The following is a 19,956-nucleotide window of genomic DNA, read 5'->3' on the forward strand; positions in this document are numbered from 1 at the left end:
CTCTCAGGCCATCCCGAGATCTTTGTCGATGAAGTCGAAGAGGTCGTCGGCCGTCGCGTCCTCCAGGCGGCTTGCGACGTCCGCGCCGCCGTCCCGTCCGGCGAGGGACTGGTTCAGCGACGCCACCAGCGCCTGGAGCCGCGCGGTGACGCCGGAGCGCTCGATCTCCTCGGCGGGGAGCGCCGCCACGGCCGCCTCGAGCCGGTCCAGCTCGGTCGTGATCGGGACGTCGCCCTGGACGGTCGTGTCGGCCGGGCGCATGAGCGTCTGGAGGAACGCTGCCAGCGCGGCCGGGGAGGCGTGGTCGAACGCCAGCGTCGCGGGCAGTTTCCGCCCGGTCGCCGCGCTCAGCCGGGTGCGGAGCTCCACGGCGGCGACCGAGTCGAACCCGAGTTCCTTGAAGGCGCGGCCGGGGTCGAGCGCGGCGCTGTCGTCGTAGCCGAGGATCACCGCGACGTGCGTGCGGACGAGGTCGAGCAGCGCGCGTCCGCGTTCGGCCTCCGGCATCGCGGCGAGCCGCGCCGCGAACCCGGACTCGGGCCTGCTCGTCTCTTCCTCGTCGTCGTTCTGCGCGGCGAGGGCGGCGCGGGCTTCGGGCAGTTCGTCCAGCAGGGGACGGGGCCGCGCGAGCGTGTACGCGGCGGTGAACCGGGACCAGTCGATGTCCGCGACCACGAGGTGGCTCTCGTCGTGGTCGAGCGCCTGCCGCAGCGCGTTGATCGCCGGGCGCGGCTCCATCGGCGCGAGCCCGAGGCGGCGCGCCGCCGCGCCCGCGTCGGCGTCGACCATCCCGGCGTTCCAGGTGCCCCAGGCGATCGCTGTCGCGGTGCGGCCGTCCGCCCGGCGGCGGTGGGCGAGCGCGTCCAGGTAGGCGTTGGCGGCGGCGTAGGCCGACTGGCCCGCCCCGCCCCACGCGGCCGCGCCGGACGAGAACAGCACGAACGCGTCCAGCGGACGGTCCGCCAGGAGGTCGTCCAGGTGCGCCGCGCCCACGGCCTTCGGCATGACCGCCGCCAGCTCGTCCAGGGTGAGGTCGGACAGCGGGGCGTTCGCGCCGAGCGTCCCGGCCGCGTGCATGACCGCCGTGAGGTCGTCGCCGATCGAGTCGAGCAGGCGGCGCAGGGCGTCGCGGTCGGCGACGTCGCACGCCGCGACCGTCACGCGGGTGCCGAGCGCGGACAGCTCCGCCTCCAACTCGGCGGCCCCCTCCGCGGCCGGGCCGCTTCGGCTGGTGAGGACGAGGTGCTCGGCGCCGTCCGCGGCGAGGCGGCGGGCGACCTGCGCGCCGACGCCGCCGGTGCCGCCGGTGACGAGGACCGTCCCGCGCGGACGCCAGGTGCGCGCGGGCGTCCTGCCGTTGAGCCCGGCGCGGACCAGGCGGCGCACGGCCACCTTGCCGGGCCGGATCGCGACCTGGTCTCCGGCCTCGCCCGTCAGCGCTGTGGCGAGCGTGCGGAGGACCGTCTCGTCCAGGTCGCCCCGGGCCGGGGTTGCGGGGAGGTCGATCATCCCGCCCCAGGTCCGGGGGCGTTCCAGGCCGAGGACCGTGCCGAGGCCCCAGAGGGACGCCTGCGCCAGGTCGGTGATCTCGGCGGGGTCGTCCACGGCGACCGCGCCCTGCGTCACGCACCAGAGCGGCGCGTCGTGCCCGGCGTCGTCCAGCGCCTGTGCGAGGGCGATCGTCGCCGCGACTCCCCGGGTGATCGCCGGGTGGCGAGGGTGGGGGCGTGGGTCCAGGGCTAGCAGGGACAGGACGCCGTCCGTGGCCTTGGTGTCACGGAGCCTGTCGGCCAGCGACTTCCGGTCGTCGTCGTCCACTTCCATTGGGACGAGGTGGACGCCGTTGTCGGTGAGCGCCTTGGTGATCCGCGTGAGGTCGAGGCCGGACGGCATTACGACCAGCCATTCGCCGGACGGCGGGTTTTGGGGCGGGTCGGCCAGGGGCTTCCACGCGATCCGGTAGCGCCAGGAGTCGACGGCCCGGGTCTCGCGGCTGCGGCGACGCCAGTCCGAGAGGGCAGGGGCGACATCGCGGAGCGATTCGGGGGCCAGGTCGAGGCTTTGGGCCAGGGAGGAGAGGTCTCCCTGCTCCACGGCGTCCCAGAAGGCGGCGTCTGCCGGGTCGGACGGGCGGGTGGTGCTGACGGGGTCCGACCAGTAGCGGGTGCGTTGGAATGCGTAGGTGGGGAGTTCGACTCGGTGTCCGCCGTGGTGGGTGAAAAGTGCGGGCCAGTCGACGGTGGTTCCGGTGACGTGGAGGTGGGCGAGCGCGGTGAGGAGGGTCGTGGTTTCGGGACGGTCGCGGCGGAGCGCGGCGACGCTGACGGCCTCGTCGGCCGGGACCATCGCGGTGAGGACGCCGTCGGGTCCGATTTCCAGGAATCGGGTGACGCCGTTGTCGTGGAGGCGGGTGAGGGTGTCGTGGAACCGGACGGCATCACGAACGTGCCGCACCCAGTACTCAGGGTCAGGCTCCGCACCCACGACGGGAAGGGTGGGCGTGTTGTAGGTGATGGATTCGGCGATCTGGCGGAACTCGTCCCGCATCGGATCCATCAGCGGGGAATGGAAGGCGTGCGAGACCCGGAGCCGGGTCGTCTTACGCCCAAGGCCGGTGAAATGGTCGATGATTCGGGCGACCTCGTTCTCCGTGCCAGAGACGACGATGGCCTGCGGGCCGTTGACAGCAGCGAGCCCGACCTCGTCGCTCAACAGCGGAGTGATCTCGTCTTCGGTGGCTTGGATTGCAGCCATCGCTCCGCCAGGCGGGAGCGCCTGCATCAACCGCCCTCGCGCCGCGACCAGCTTTGCCGCGTCCTCCAGCGAGAACATCCCCGCAACGTGCGCGGCCGCCAACTCGCCAATCGAGTGACCCGCCACGAAGTCCGGGCGGACACCCCACGATTCCAGAAGCCGGAACAGGGCGATTTCGATGGCGAACAGACCGGTCTGAGTGAAAGCGGTCTGATCCAGTAGGTCGGGTTCGGACCAGATGACGTCCTTCAACGACTGGTCCAGGTGTTGGTCCAGTTCGGCGCAGACGGTGTCGAAGGCGTCGGCGAACACCGGGAACGTCTCGTACAACTCCCGGCCCATGCCCAGGCGTTGTGCGCCTTGGCCGGAGAACAGCAGCGCGGTCGAACCCTGGCTCGCCGGGCCGGTACCGACGACCACGTCCGGGTGCGGTTTCCCAGCCGCCAACGCAGACAACGCCTCCAAAGCGGATTCGCCATCGCCCGCCAAGACAACCGCACGCCGCTCCAACAACGCACGGTCACTCGCCAACGAGAACCCCGCGTCCAGGGGACGCAGCTCAGGAGTCGAACGGACATGTGCGCGAAGCCGCTCCGCCTGGGCTTGAAGACCCGCTTCGTCACGCGCGGAGATCAGCCACGGAATCCTCGCGGGAGGATCGAGCGATACTTCCTCGGATTTCGCGGCTGGCGGCTCTTCGAGAATGAGGTGAACGTTGGTGCCGCTGATGCCGAACGAGGAGACTCCAGCCCGGCGGGGATGGCCGTTCTGCGGCCACTCGCGCGCCTCGGACAGCAACTCGACGGCTCCGGCCGACCAGTCGACGTGCGGGGACGGTTCGTCCACATGCAGCGTCTTGGGCAGCACGCCGTGTCGCATCGCCTGAACCATCTTGATGATCCCCGCGACACCGGCAGCAGCCTGCGCGTGACCCATGTTGGATTTGATCGACCCCAACCACAACGGCCGATCCTCAGGACGATCCTGACCATAGGTCGCAATCACCGCCTGCGCCTCGATCGGGTCACCCAGCCGAGTGCCGGTGCCGTGTGCCTCGACCGCGTCGACGTCCACTGCGTTCAGGCCGGAATTGGCGAGTGCCTGGCGAATAACCCGCTGCTGCGACGGGCCATTCGGAGCGGTCAGGCCATTGGACGCGCCGTCCTGATTGACCGCACTGCCCCGAACGACCGCCAACACCGGGTGACCATTACGGCGAGCGTCCGACAACCGCTCAACCACCAGAACACCCACACCCTCAGCCCAACCCGCACCATCAGCCGACGCCGAGAACGACTTGCACCGCCCATCCGCAGCCAAACCACGCTGACGACTGAACTCCACAAACATCCCCGGCGTAGACATCACCGTCACACCACCAGCCAACGCGAGCGAGCATTCACCCGAACGCAGCGCCTGACTTGCCAGGTGCAAAGCCACCAGAGAGGACGAGCAGGCCGTGTCCAGCGTTACCGAGGGTCCTTCCAAGCCGAACACATACGAGACGCGACCGGAGGCGAGGCTGCCCGCACTGGTGCTGGCGGCATCGACGTCCAGCGCGTAGTCGTGGTACATCAAACCGGCGAAAACACCGGTCGCACTCCCCCGCAGAGACGACGGATCAATACCCGCCCGCTCAAACGCCTCCCACGACGCCTCCAACAACAAACGCTGCTGCGGATCAGTATCCGCCGCCTCACGCGGCGACACACCAAAGAAGCCAGCGTCAAAATCCGCCGCGTCATACAAGAACCCACCCTCACGGGCCACGCTCTTGCCGGGACGACCAGGAACTGGATCGAACAGACCCTCCACATCCCAGCCCCGATCGACCGGGAAACCTGAGACTGCGTCTACGCCACCCTCGACCAGACGCCACAAGTCCTCGGGCGAGGCGACACCACCGGGATAACGGCACGCCATCCCCACGATCACGATCGGATCGTCATCGACCTTCTGAACACTGGCGGCGATGACCGCACCAGCGGCCGCCGTGCCGGAGAGTTCACTCTCCAGGTATTCGGCCACAGCGTGCGCATTCGGATAATCGAAGACCAGCGTTGCCGGGAGACGAAGACCCGTCTCGGCACGCAGCGCATTACGCAACTCCACCGCAGAAAGGGAATCGAAACCCAGGTCACGGAACGCACGGTCGGGCTGTACGGCATCTGCCGAGGCGTGGCCCAGTACGGCCGCAACTTGGGTCCGGACGATGTCCGACAGGGCGTTGAGGCGTTCGTCCGGGAGCATTCTGATCAGGCGGTCACTCAGTGAGCTTTCCACCCGACCGCGCACGGGCCGTCGTCCATTGCCGGAGAGGCCGCGTAGCAAGGCCGGGATCTCGTCGCCCTGTCGTGCCCGCAACACCGCGCGGTCCACGCGCAACGGGACGACCGTCGCCTCATCGACGCCCAACGATGCGTCGAAGAGCGCCAGTCCTTCGTCCACGGACATTGGCGGCATGCCGAGCCGCCGCAAGCGATCCGCGTCCGAGGCGTCCAGTTCGGCGGACATGCCCTCCGTGGTGTCCCAGAGCCCGAACGCCATTGATGTCGCGGCGAGCCCGAGCGAGCGGCGATGCTCGGCGAGCGCGTCCAAGAAGACATTTGCCGCCGCGTAATTGCCCTGCCCCGCCGCCAGGACCATCCCACCGGCAGAGGAGAACAACACGAACGCCGACAGATCCAGGTCACGGGTCAACTCGTGCAGATGCCACGCACCGTCCACCTTCGGACCGAACACCGCATCAACCCGCTCAGGCGACAGCGAACCGATCAAGCCGCTGTCCGCCACTCCCGCGGCGTGCACCACACCAGTCAGCGGATGCTCCGCCGGGATCCCGTCGAGCAGATCCGCCACGGCCTGACGATCCGAGACATCACACGCGGCCACCGAAACCTCGGTGCCTAGACCCGCCAGCTCCGCGCGAAGCTCCGCAGCACCCGGGGCCTCCAGTCCACGGCGGCTCGTCAGAACCAGATGCCGCACACCATGAACCGACACCAGATGACGCGCCACCAGCGCGCCCAGGCCGCCCGTCCCGCCAGTCACCAGGACTGTGCCGTCCGGGTCCCACTCGAAGGACGACGCCGACTGGGCGGCGGTCAGACGAGGCAGGCGAACCAGGCCACCACGAATAGCGACCTCGGGCTCGTCACCGGACCCGGCGACCCCGGCCAGAGCATCAGCCGACTCGGACGCACCATCCAGATCCACCAGAACGAAACGACCCGGATTCTCCGCCTGCGCCGCACGCAACAGACCCCGCACCGGAGCCTGCGCCAGACCCTCGCGAAGGACGACTACAAGTCGCGACGCGGCAAACCGCTCATCCCCCAGCCACTCCTGCACGACGGCCAACGCGGAGTAGGCCGTCGCACGCACATCCGCCAGAACGCCATCACCAGCCACAGGAGGCGACCAAACGACGACGTCCGGCACACCAGCGTCCGCAATACTCGCCAGATTGGCGAAGAGCGGGACGTCCGAGGAAAGGCCACACCGGTCCGAACCCAGCACCGCCAGGCTCGACGCGGGCGGCTGTCCGTCCATCGACGGGGCGGGCGACCAGGCGACCGTGAACAGCGAATCGTTCAGTCCGCCGGACGTGCTCAGTTGCTCAGCCGACAACGCCCGCGACGCCAGCGATTCCACGCTAAGCACCGCGCGGCCCGTCTCGTCGGACGCGAGCAGGCTCACCACCGTGTCGCCCAACTGCGACACCCGTACCCGCAACGTCGAGGCACCGGCCGCGTGCAGACTCACCCCGCTCCACTCGAACGGGAGCAGCGCGTCGTCGCCTCCGTCCAGCAGGATCACGTGCATCGCGGCGTCGAGCAGCGCCGGGTGGATGCCGTAGGCGGTCGCCTGGTCTCGCGCGTCGTCCGGCAGCGCCACCTCCGCGAACAGGTCGCCACCGCGTTGCCAGGCGGCCCGCAGCCCCTGGAACAGGGGTCCGTAGCCGAAGCCACGGTCGGCGAGGCGCTCGTAGGCGTCGGCGACGTCGAGCGCGGTCGCGTCGGCGGGCGGCCATTGCGCGAGATCGGACGGCGGCCGCGCCGCACCCGTGGCCAGGACGCCCTCCGCGTGCCGCGTCCACTCGCCGTCCCCCGTCCCGCCCTCGGGGAGCGAATGGACGCTCACCGGGCGGCGGCCCCGCTCGTCGGCCGCGCCGACCGTCACGTGGATCGCCGCGCCGCCGTGCTCGGGCAGGACGAGCGGCGCCTCCAACGTGAGCTGTTCCAGCACATCGCAGCCGATCTGGTCACCGGCCCGGACGGCCAACTCCACGAACACCGCGCCTGGCAGGAGGACACTGCCCAGCACTTCGTGCTCGGCCAGCCACGGTTGCGCGTCGGCCGAAAGCCGGCCGGTCAGCATCACGCCGTCCGATCCGGGGATCGGCACCACCGCACCCAGCAGCGGGTGTTCGGCCGGGCCGAGTCCGAGCGCCGAAGGGTCGTCGCTCGCCGCGGTGTCCAGCAGCCAGAAGCGTTCGCGCTGGAAGGCGTAGGTCGGCAGCTCGACCGTGCGGGCGGCGCGCCCGGCGAAGACGGCGTCCCAGTCGACGTCCAGGCCGTGCGCGTGGACGTTTCCCAGCGCGGTCAAGAGTTCCTGCGCCTCGGGACGATCCCGGCGGAGGACGGGCGCGGCGATCTCGCCGTCCGAGTCGCCCCGCACCATCGCCGTCAGTACGCCATCGGGCCCGATCTCCAAGAACCGGGTGACGCCCTGATCGCGGAGTTCGGTAACCGCGTCGTGGAATCGGACGGCGTCACGGACATGCCGCACCCAATACCCGGCGTCCGCCTCCGCGCCCAGGACAGGAATGGAAGGCGCCTTGAAGGTGATGGATTCGGCGATCTGGCGGAAGTCGTCCAGCATCGGGTCCATCAGCGGCGAATGGAAGGCGTGCGAGACTCGGAGGCGGGTCGTCTTGCGTCCCAGCTCGGCGAAATGGTCGATGATTCGGGAGACCGCGTCTTCGGCGCCGGAGACCACGACCGAATCCGGGCCGTTCACCGCCGCGACACTGACAACCGCCGAATCCAGCAGCGGGACGACCTCATCCTCGGTCGCCTGAATGGCCGCCATCGCTCCGCCGGACGGGAGCGCCTGCATCAACCGACCCCGAGCCGCAACCAGCTTCGCAGCATCCTCCAGCGAGAACATCCCCGCCACATGCGCGGCCGCCAGCTCACCGATTGAATGACCCGCCAGGAAATCAGGGCGGACACCCCACGACTCCAGCAACCGGTAAAGCGCAACCTCAACCGCGAACAGACTCGTCTGAGTGAACACCGTCTGGTTCAGCAGCTCAAGCTCAGACCAAGCTACTTCCTTCAGCGGCCGGTCCAGATGCCGATCCAGTTCAGCGCAGACCGCGTCGAACGACTCCGCGAACACCGGGAACGCCTCATACAACTCCCGGCCCATCCCGACACGCTGCGACCCCTGACCCGAGAACAGGAAGGCCGTCTGGCCCGGCTTGGCGGTTCCGCGGACGACGCCGTGCCCGCCGGCGCGTCCTTCGGCGAGGACGTCCAAGCCCGCCAGCAGTTCTTCCCTGCCTCGGCCCACCACGACCGCACGGTGTTCCAGGACCGCACGGGACGTGGCCAGCGTGAACGCCACGTCCAATGGTTCCGGCTCTGCGTGCGTGCGCAGATGCGCGCGGAGCCTTTCGGCCTGACCGCGAAGACCCGCCTCATCGCGCGCTGAGAGCAGCCAGGGAAGAACTCCGTCCTCGGCGGAAGGACGCTCCGGCGCGTCCGGCGCGGGAACCTGTTCGAGAATGACGTGCGCGTTCGTGCCGCTGATTCCGAACGAGGAGATTCCGGCGCGGCGCGGATGACCGTTCTGCGGCCATTCCCGTGCTTCCGCCAGCAGTTCGACGCGCCCCGCCGTCCAGTCGACGTGCGGGGTCGGCTCGTCCACGTGCAGCGTCTTCGGCAGGACGCCGTGCCGCATCGCGTAGACCGTCTTGATGATTCCGGCGACGCCGGCGGCGGCCTGGGTGTGACCGATGTTCGATTTGATCGACCCCAGCCACAGCGGCCGATCCTCCGAACGCCCCTGTCCGTACGTCGCGAGCAATGCCTGCGCCTCGATCGGGTCGCCCAGCGTCGTTCCCGTGCCGTGCGCTTCGACCGCGTCCACGTCGGCGGCGTCCAATCCGGCGTTGGCCAATGCCTGCCGGATCACCCGCTGCTGCGACGGCCCGTTCGGCGCCGTCAAGCCATTCGAGGCCCCATCCTGATTGACCGCCGTACCGCGCACGACAGCCAATACCGGGTGGCCGTTGCGGCGGGCGTCCGAGAGGCGCTCGACCAGGAGCATTCCCGCGCCTTCGCCCCAGGACGTGCCGTCCGCGGCGGCGGCGAACGACTTCGCGCGGCCGTCCTGGGCAAGGCCCCTTTCCAGGCTGAAGTCGACGAACGTGTCCGGCGTCGCCATGACGGCGACACCTCCGGCCAGCGCGAGGGTGCATTCGCCGGAGCGCAGTGCTTGCGCGGCGAGATGAAGCGCCACCAGGGACGACGAGCACGCCGTGTCCACGGTCACCGCCGGGCCTTCGAGGCCGAACGTGTAGGAGATCCGGCCCGAGACGATCGAGCCGGTATTACTTCCCGCCGCGTAGTCGTGGTACATCGCCCCGGCGAATACGCCGGTCGCGCTTCCGCGCAGGGACGACGGGTCGATTCCAGCGCGTTCGAGCGCCTCCCAGGACACTTCCAGCAGCAGTCTCTGCTGCGGGTCCATGGACAATGCCTCGCGCGGGCTGATCCCGAAGAATCCCGGGTCGAATTCCGCCGCGTCGTGCAGGAAGCCGCCGGTCCGGACGTAGCTCTTTCCGGGCGTGCCGGGTTCGGGATCGTATAGGCCGTCGACGTCCCAGCCTCGGTCGGCGGGGAATTCGGAGACGGCGTCCACGCCGTCCGCGACGAGCCGCCACAGGTCCTCCGGCGCGGTGACGCCGCCGGGGAAGCGGCACGCCATGCCGACGATCGCGATCGGCTCGTCGTCCGCCCGCGCGGCGGCCACGACGGGGCGGTCGGACGCGGCGCCCGTCACCTCGTCCAGCAGGTGGCGGGCCAGCACGACCGGCGCCGGGTAGTCGAAGACGAGCGTCGCGGGCAGGCGAAGCCCGGTCGCCTCCGCGAGGGCGTTGCGGAACTCGACCGCCGACAGCGAGTCGAAGCCCAGGTCGCGGAACGCGCGCTCGGGCTCGACGGCCGCCGGACCCGCGTAGCCGAGGACGGACGCGGCCCGGCCGCGCACGATGTCGAGCACCGCCTCCTCCTGCTCGGCCTCGGTCAGGCCGGACAGGCGCCGTCCGAGCGCCGCCGCGCCGCCCGCCCCGCTGTCGGCGGCGGCACGGCGGCGCGTGCCGCGGACCAGGCCCCGCAACACGTGCGGCACGTCGCCGGCACCGTTGGAGGCGAGGGTCCGCAGGTTCAGGCGGACGGGGACGAGCATCGCCTCGTCCACCCGGCTCGCCGCGTCGAACAGCGCCAGGCCCTGGTCGTCCGGCAGCGCCTCCAGGCCGGTCCGGTCGAAGCTCTGTGCCCGCTCCGCCATGCCGGTGCTCCACAGGCCCCAGGCCAGGGACTGCGCGGGCATGCCGTGGGCGCGGCGGTGTGCGGCGAGGCCGTCCAGGAACGCGTTGGCCGCCGCGTAGTTGCCCTGACCGGGCGAACCCAGGACGCCCGCCGCAGACGAGAACAGCACGAATGCCGACAGGTTCAGGTCGCGGGTCAGTTCGTGCAGGTTCCAGGCCGCGTCCGCCTTGGGACGGAGCACCGCGTCGATCCGCTCGGGGGTCAAAGACGAGATGACGCCATCGTCCAGGACACCGGCCGCGTGCACGACGGCCGCTATTTCCCGGCCCGCCAGTAGCTGCGCCGCCGCATCACGGTCGGACACATCGCAGGCGGCGAATTCGACCTCGGCGCCCAAGGCGGTCAGGTCGTCGCGCAACTCGGGCACGCCCGGCGCGTCCGCGCCTCGGCGGCTCACCAGCAGCAGGCGGCTCACGCCGTGCTCGGTCACCAGGTGGCGCGCCACCAGCGCGCCGAGGCCGCCGGTTCCGCCGGTGATGAGTACCGTCCCGTCGCCGGAGAAGGTCTCCTCGGACGGACGGGGGGCGAGCACGCGCGCCAGGCGCATCACGAACGTCCCGCCATCGCGGAACACCACCTGCGGTTCCCCGGACGCGACCGCCGGCAGGGCATCGGCCGTGTTCATGCCGGTGTCGAGGTCGGCCAGGACGATCCGCCCCGGGTTCTCCGACTGCGCCGAGCGGATCAGCCCCCAGGCCGCCGCGCCGCCGAGATCGGTGACGTCCTCGCCGTCGACGGAGACCGCGCCGGACGTCACGACCAGCAGGGTGGACGACGCGAACCGCTCGTCCGCCAACCACGCCTGCGCGGCCGCGAGCGCCTGATGGACACTCGCCCGCACCTCGCCGCCCGCGTCCGGTTCAAGGACGACCACATCGGGGACGGCGGTGTTCTGGTCGAGTTCCTCCCAGCGTGTCCAGGACGGCGCCGAGTCGCTTTCGAGCCCGATCGGCGTCCATTCCACGTGGTAGAGGGAGTCGCCGGAAGGATCGCGAGCCTCGGCCCCGGAGAACCGGTCGGCGGAGACCTCCCGGAGCACCAGCGAGCCGATCGCCGCGACGGGACGCCCGGACCCGTCCGCCACCTGCAAGGACACGGCATCGCCCGCCGCCGGGGACACTCGCACCCGGAGCGTTCTCGCGCCGGTGGCGAAGAGTTCCACGCCCGACCACGCGAACGGCAGCAGCACCCCGTCACCGGACGCGACGTCGCTCAGCGCGATCGCGTGCAGAGCGGCGTCCAGCAGCGCGGGGTGGAGGCCGAAGCGGTCCTCGGCGACCTGCTCAGGGAGGGCGATTTCGGCGAACACCTCGTCGCCGCGCCGCCAGGCCGCCTGCAAGCCTTGGAATGCCGGGCCGTAGTCCAGGACGTCGTAGAGCCCATCGGTCTCGACCTCGACGGCACTGGCCGGAGGCCACTGCTCCATCTCGAAATCGGGGGCGGCTTCGGTGCCGGTGTCGGTGAGGAGGCCGACTGCGTGGCAGGTCCAGGGCGCATCGTCGTCCTGGCGCGAATGGATGCTCACGGTCCGCCGGGCGTCCTCGCGCGGCGCGCCGACGACGATCTGGACCGACGTGCCGCCGTCTCCAGGAAGGACGAGTGGCTGTTCGAGGGTGAGTTCCTCGATCCGGCCGCAGCCGACCTGATCTCCAGCGCGGACGGCCAGCTCAACGAATCCCGTGCCCGGGAAGACCGTCACGCCACCGAAAGCGTGGTCGGCGAGCCAGGGCTGCGCGTGTACGGAAAGGCGACCCGACAGCACCACACCATCGGACTCTGGTGAGGAGACCACTGCGCTGAGGAGCGGATGGTCGGCCGATCCGAGGCCCATCGACTCGGCGTCACCACCGGCCTGCGGAGCCGACAGCCAGAAATGCTCGCGCTGGAAGGCGTAGGTCGGCAATTCGACCTGACGCGCACCGCGTCCTGCCAAAACCGTGCGCCAGTCAATGGACGCACCGGACGCATGCAGCCCGCCCAGAGCTTTGAACAGGGTCTTGGTCTCGTCGTGCTCCCTGCGCATTACCGGGACGACGACCGCGCCGTCAGAGTTGCTCTGGACGATCGCGGTCAGCACACCGTCCGGCCCTACCTCCAGGAACCGACCGACGCCCTGGTTGCCCAGCTCAGCGACGGTCTCGTGGAACCGGACGGCGTCGCGGACGTGCCGAACCCAGTACTCGGCGTCCGGCTGGGCGCCCGCGATGGGAATGGCGGGTTCGTTAAAGGTGATGGATTCGGCGACCTGGCGGAAGTCGTCCAGCATCGGGTCCATCAGCGGGGAATGGAAAGCATGAGACACCCGCAGCCGGGTCGACTTGCGTCCCAACTCCGTGAAGTGCTCCACGATCCGGGAAACCGCATCCTCCGCGCCGGACACCACGACCGAATCCGGGCCGTTCACCGCCGCGACGCCGACATGGTGATCCAGCAGCGGGAGAATCTCGTCTTCGGTCGCCTGCACCGCTGCCATCGCCCCACCAGGCGGCAGCGCCTGCATCAACCGACCCCGAGCAGCCACCAACCTCGCGGCATCCCCCAGCGAGAACATCCCCGCCACATGCGCAGCCGCCAACTCACCGATCGAATGACCCGCCAAGAAATCAGGGCGGACGCCCCACGACTCCAAGAGACGGAACAGCGCAACCTCGACCGCGAACAAACCCGTCTGAGTGAACACCGTCTGATCAAGCAACTCAGGCTCAGACCACACGACATCCTTCAAAGGCCGGTCCAGATGCCGGTCCAACTCCACACAGACCGCATCGAACGACTCCGCGAACACCGGGAACGCCTCATACAACCCCCGGCCCATCCCCACACGCTGCGACCCCTGACCCGAGAACAGGAAGGCAGTTCCGCCCTCCTTTCGGTCAGGGCGGCGCGATTCTCCTGCTGCCAGCCGATCCAGCCCGGCCAGCAGTTCATCGCGGTCTTGGCCGACCACAACCGCGCGGTGCTCGAACATTCCGCGCGTGGCGACTAGCGAGAAACCCACGTCCAGTGGCGAAACCCGCTCGTCCTCGCGGACGAACTCGGCGAGCCGAGCAGCCTGCCCCAGAAGACCGGCCTCACTCCGTGCCGACACCACCCAGGGAACGACCGGCAGTTCCGCAGCAGACGGCCATTCCTTGTCAGCCGCCGGGGGCTGCTCGACGATGACGTGCGCGTTCGTCCCGCTGATCCCGAACGAAGAAATCCCGGCCCGGCGCGGATGACCGTTCTGCGGCCATTCCCGCTCCTCCGCCAGCAGTTCGACCTGCCCCACCGACCAATCCACGTGCGGCGTCGGCTCGTCCACGTGCAGTGTCTTGGGCAGCACTCCATACCGCATCGCCTGGACCATCTTGATGATCCCAGCCACCCCAGCAGCCGCCTGTGTATGCCCGATGTTCGACTTGATCGACCCCAACCACAGCGGCCGATCGTCCGCACGGTCCTGGCCATAGGTCGCCAGCAACGCCTGCGCCTCGATCGGGTCACCCAAAGTCGTACCGGTGCCATGCGCCTCAACCGCATCCACATCACCGACACCCAACCCGGCATTGGCCAACGCCTGCCGGATCACCCGACGCTGCGACGGACCATTCGGAGCCGTCAACCCATTCGACGCACCATCCTGATTCACCGCCGAACCACGCACCACAGCCAGCACCGGATGCCCAAGCCGCCGAGCATCAGAAAGACGCTCGACCAGCAACATCCCCGCACCCTCACCCCACGACGTCCCATCCGCCGAAGCGGCGAACGACTTGGCTCGTCCATCCGCGGCCAGACCGCCCTGGCGGCTGAATTCCACGAACGTCCACGGGGTCGCCATTACAGCGACGCCACCGGCCAGCGCGAGCGAGCACTCCCCCGACCGCAACGCCTGCGCCGCCCAATGCAACGCCACCAACGACGACGAACACGCCGTGTCCACCGTCACCGCCGGACCCTCGAACCCGAACGTGTAGGAGATCCGGCCGGAGACCACAGACCCGGAACTACTGCTGTCCGCGTAGTCGTGGTACATGACCCCGGCGAACACACCGGTGGAACTCCCCCGCAGTGAAGAAGGGTCGATCCCGGCTCGCTCCAGCGCCTCCCACGAAACCTCCAGCAACAACCTCTGCTGCGGGTCCATCTCGGCCGCCTCGTTCGGGCTGATGCCGAAGAACCCCGGATCGAATTCCGCCGCTTCGTGAAGGAAGCCGCCGGTGTTCACGTAGCTGGTGTTGGGCTTTTCCCCGGCGGGGTCGAAAAGGCCGGAGGTGTCCCATCCCCGGTCGGACGGGAACGGCGACACTGCGTCCACGCCGCCCGCGACCAACCGCCACAGGTCCTCCGGCGAGGCGACGCCGCCCGGGTACCGGCACGCCATTCCGACGATCGCGATCGGCTCGTCGTCCGACCCGGCGGACGTGGCCGTCACGAGCCGGGCCTCCCCCGCCCCGGACACCTCGCTCAGCAGATAGCGGGCCAGGACGTCCGGGCTCGGGTAGTCGAAGACGAGCGTCGCGGGCAGGCGAAGCCCGCTCGCCTCCGCCAGCGCGTTGCGGAACTCGACCGCCGACAGCGAGTCGAAGCCCAGGTCGCGGAACGCGCGCTCGGGCTCCACGGCCTCCGGCCCCGAGTGCCCGAGGACGATCGCCGCCTGCGTGCGCACCAGCACCGACAGCGCGTCGTACCACTCCGGCTCGGGCAGGGACGCGAGCCGCCGCCGCAGCGCGCCCGTGTCCGCCTGGACGCTCGCGGCGGTCCGCCGCACCCGCGGGACGAGCCCGTGGAACAGCCGCGGGACCTCGCCGCCGCCCGCGCCCAACGCCTTCAGATCGAGCCGGATCGGGACGAGCGAAGCATCGCCGAGCACACAGGCGGTGTCCAGCAGGGCGAGCCCTTCGTCCCCGGAAAGCCCTTCCACTCCGGAGCGGGCCATGCGCTGGACTTCGCCGTCGTCGAGCCCGGCGAGCATCCCGCTCCCTGCCGTCCACGGTCCCCAGGCCAGCGCCTGGACGGGCAGGCCCAGCGATGCGCGGTGCGCCGCGAGCCCGTCCAGGAAGGCGTTGGCCGCCGCGTAGTTGCCCTGGCCGGGAGTCCCCAGCACGCCCGCGGCCGATGAGAACAGGACGAACGCCGACAGGTCCGGCAGGTCGCGGGTCAGTTCGTGCAGGTTCCACGCCGCGTCCACCTTGGGACGCATGACCGCGTCCACCCGCTCGGCCGTCAGCGACGAGATCACGCCGTCGTCCAGGACACCGGCCGCGTGCACGACGCCGGAAATGTCGCGTCCCGCCAGCAGTCCGGCGAGAGCGTCGCGGTCGGCCGCATCGCAGGCCGCCAACTCGACCTCGGCGCCCAAGCCCGCCAGCTCGTCCCGCAACTCGACCGCGCCCGGCGCATCCGCGCCCCGGCGGCTCACCAGCAGCAGACGATCAACGCCGTGCTCGGTCACCAGATGGCGCGCCACCAGCGCGCCCAGGCCACCGGTGCCACCGGTGATCAGCACCGTCCCGGCGCCGCCGCCGAAGACCGACGCCGACGGCGCGTCCGGCGTGGCGACGGACACGCGAGCAAGCCTCGGAGCCCGCACGGCACCGTCGCGCACCGCCACCTGCGGCTCACCGGAACCGACCACCCGTGCCGCGTCGGCGGGCCCGGCGCCTGGGAAGAGGTCGGCCAGGACGATCCGCCCCGGGTTCTCCGACTGCGCCGTCCGGACGAGCCCCCACACCGCCGCGCCCGCCAGGTCGGTGACGTCCTCACCGCCGGACGACGACACGGCGCCCGCCGTGGCGACGACCAGGGTCGAGTCGGTGAAGCGCTCCTCAACGAGCCAGGCCCGCACCGCGTCCAGCGCCCGCACCACCGCCGGGCGGACGGACGCCGCGTCCACGCCCCCCGCCACCGGCAGGACCACGACCGCCGGGACTTCGTCGTCGGCCCCGAGGTCGTCCCAGCCGATCCAGGCGGGCGTGTCCGGCGGCGAGTCCGGGACGGGCGCCCATTCGACGCGGTAGAGCGACTCGTGGAACACCGAGCGGGCCGCCGAGAGCTGATCGGCGGTGATCCGCCGGAGCGCCAGCGACCCGACCGCCGCGACCGCCCGTCCGGTGCCGTCCGCCACCTGGAGGGACACCGTGTCGCCGGTCGTCGGAGACACCCGCACCCGCAGCGCCCTGGCTCCCGAGGCGTACAGTTCCACGCCCGACCAGGCGAACGGCAGCGCCGTGCCGTCTCCGCCCGGCTCGTGGAGCGTGATCGCGTGAAGGCCCGCGTCGAGCAGCGCGGGGTGGAGCCCGTAGCCGTCGTCCGCGACCTGGTCGGGGAGGACGACCTCGGCGTAGATGTCGTCGCCGTCCCGCCACACGGCCTGCAGACCCTGGAACGTCGGCCCGTACTCCAGCCCGGACGCCGCGAGTTCTTCGTAGAAGCGGCCCAGTTCGACGGGGGCCGCGCCCGGCGGCGGCCATCGCGTCAGGTCGGCGCCGTCTTGGCGCGCGGCGGGGGCGAGCGTCCCGGCCGCGTGCTGCGTCCACACCGGGACGCCCTCGTCACGGGAGTGGACGCTGACGCGGCGCGCACCGGACGCGTCCGGCACGCCCACGACGACCTGCACCTGCACCCCGCCGCCCTGTGCCGGGAGGACGAGCGGCGCCTGAAGGGTCAGCTCCTCGATCCGGGCGCAGCCCACCTCGTCCCCGGCGCGGACGGCGAGTTCAACGAAGCCGGCGCCGGGGAACAGCACGACGCCGCCGACGACGTGGTCGGCGAGCCACGGCTGCGTCCCGGCGGACAACCGACCGGTCAGGATCACCTCGTCGGACTCAGCCAGGACCACGCTCGCGGCGAGCAGCGGATGCCCGGTCTTGCCCAGCCCGGCGGACGCGACGTCCGCGGCGCCGCTCGACGCCTCCACCCAGTAGCGGCGGTGCTGGAAGGCGTGCGTCGGCAGGTCCACGCGGCCCGCGTCGCGTCCGTCGAACACGGCGCGCCAGTCGGGCGCGACACCGTTCACGTGGAGGTTCGCGACGGCCGTGAGCAGGGACGTCCCTTCGGCGTGGCCCTTGCGCAGGACGGGCTCGGCGACCGCGCCGTCCACGCCGCCCCGCACCATCGCGGTGAGGACGCCGTCAGGCCCGACCTCCAGGAACCGGACGACGCCCTCGTCGCGGAGGCGCGTGACGGCGTCGTGGAACCGGACGGCTTCGCGGACGTGCCGCACCCAGTACTCGCCCTCCCCCTCCACACCGACGATGGGGATTTCGGGGGCGGCGTAGGCGACGGATTCGGCGACTTGGCGGAAGTCGTCGAGCATCGGGTCCATGAGCGGGGAATGGAAGGCGTGCGAAACCCGGAGGCGGGTCGTCTTGCGTCCCAGCTCCGTGAAGTGCGCAAGAACGCGAGTGACTTCGGCTTCGGCGCCGGAGACGACAATGGCCTGGGGGCCGTTCACCGCGGCGATTCCGACCTGGTCGTTCAGGAGCGGGACGACCTCGTCCTCGGTCGCCTGAACCGCCGCCATCGCCCCACCCGGCGGCAGCGCCTGCATCAACCGGCCCCGAGCCGCGACGAGCCTGGCGGCGTCCTCCAGCGAGAACATCCCGGCCACATGCGCGGCCGCCAATTCACCGATCGAATGACCGGCCAGGAAATCGGGGCGGACGCCCCAGGACTCCAAGAGACGGAACAGCGCGACCTCAACCGCGAACAGAGCCGTCTGAGTGAAGACCGTCTGATCGAGCAGTTCAGGCTCAGACCAGATGACGTCGCGGATGGGCCGGTCCAGGTGACGGTCCAGTTCCGCGCATACCGCGTCGAAAGCCTCGGCGAAGAGAGGGAACTTCTCGTGCAGTTCCCGGCCCATTCCGAGTCGCTGCGAACCCTGGCCAGAGAACAGGAAGGCCGTCCCGCCCTCCAGGCGTGCCGAGCCGCGCACCACCCGCGAGTCGGGTTCGTCGGCGGCGAGCGCGGCGAGGCCGTCGAGGAGCGCGGCCCGGTCCGGGGCGACGACGGCGGCGCGGTGCTCCAGCGCGGCGCGCGTCGTGGCCAGCGAGAACCCGACGTCCACCGGGTCCAGGTCCGGGCGCTGCGCGAGGAAGTCGAGCAGGCGGGCGGCCTGGGCGGGCACCGCGTCCCGGCTCCGCGCGGAGATCGTCCACGGCACGGGGCCCGGCGCGGGCGAACGCGACTCCACCTCGGCTGGAGGAGCCTGCTCAACGATGACGTGCGCGTTCGTGCCGCTGATCCCGAAGGACGAGATCCCAGCGCGGCGCGGACGCTCCTCCTCCGGCCATTCGCGGGCCTCCGTGAGGAGCTCGACGCGCCCGGCCGTCCAGTCGACGTTCGGGGACGGCGCGTCAACGTGCAGCGTCTTCGGCAGGACGCCGTGCCGCATCGCCTCGACCATCTTGATGATCCCGGCGACCCCGGCAGCGGCCTGTGCGTGACCGATGTTCGACTTGATCGACCCGAGCCACAGCGGACGCCCGTCCGGACGGTCCTGGCCGTAGGTCGCGAGAAGCGCCTGCGCCTCGATCGGGTCGCCGAGCTTCGTCCCGGTGCCGTGCGCCTCCACCACGTCGACCTGGGCGGCGGACACCTGCGCGCTCGCGAGCGCCTGCGCGATCACCCGCTGCTGCGACGGCCCGTTCGGCGCGGTGAGGCCGTTGGACGCACCGTCCTGGTTGACCGCCGAGCCCCGCACCACGGCCAGCACCGGGTGGCCGTTGCGGCGTGCGTCCGAGAGGCGCTCCACGAGGAGCATCCCGGCGCCCTCGCCCCAGCCGGTGCCGTCGGCGGACGCCGCGAACGCCTTGCAGCGCCCGTCCGGCGACAGCCCGCGCTGCTGGCTGAAGTCGACGAACGTCTCCGGGGTGGCCATGACGGACACGCCCCCGGCCAGCGCCAGGGAGCATTCACCCGACCGCAGCGCCTGCACCGCGAGATGCAACGCCACGAGGGACGACGAGCACGCCGTGTCCACCGTCACGGCCGGGCCCTCAAGCCCGAGCGTGTAAGAAACGCGACCGGACGCGATGGCGCCCGTATTGCTGTTGGCGAAATAGTCGTGGTAGACGAGGCCCGCGAAAACTCCGGTCGAAGTCCCCGCGAGCGACGACGGGTCGATTCCGGCCCGCTCCAGCGCCTCCCAGGAGATCTCCAGGAGGATCCGCTGCTGCGGGTCCATCAGGAGCGCCTCGTTCGGGCTGATGCCGAAGAACTCGGCGTCGAACGACGCGGCGCCGTCCAGGAACCCGCCCGTGTTCACGTAGCTGGTGTTCGGCCGCTCACCGGTCGGGTCGAACAGTTCGGCGACGTCCCAGCCGCGGTCGGACGGGAACGGCGACACCGCGTCCCGACCGTCCTCGACCAGCCGCCACAGGTCCTCCGGCGAGGACACCCCGCCGGGGAAGCGGCAGGCCATCCCGACGATCGCGATGGGTTCGCGGTCGCGGGCCTCCAGGTCGCGGAGGCGCCGCCGGGTCTGCTGGAGCTCGCTCGTGGCGAGCTTGAGGTAGTCGCGGAGCTTCTCGTCGTTCGACATCGGATGAACCAATCTCCGGCGAATCGCAGATCAGAGTCGAGGGAGTGGACAGGT

The 19,956-nt window shown here is 70.7% G+C and carries 1 protein-coding gene; it reads right to left on the reverse strand.

Annotation, left to right across the window (positions count from 1 at the left end; genetic code table 11):
- Nucleotides 1–3: 3 nt before the first annotated feature.
- Nucleotides 4–19,902, reverse strand: coding sequence for a type I polyketide synthase (locus tag FXF65_RS45215; protein WP_148349894.1), 19,899 nt, complete (start codon nucleotides 19,900–19,902; stop codon nucleotides 4–6).
- Nucleotides 19,903–19,956: the final 54 nt, after the last annotated feature.

It is taken from the genome of Actinomadura syzygii (genome assembly GCF_008085905.1).
GTDB classification, from domain to species: Bacteria; Actinomycetota; Actinomycetes; order Streptosporangiales; family Streptosporangiaceae; genus Spirillospora; species Spirillospora syzygii.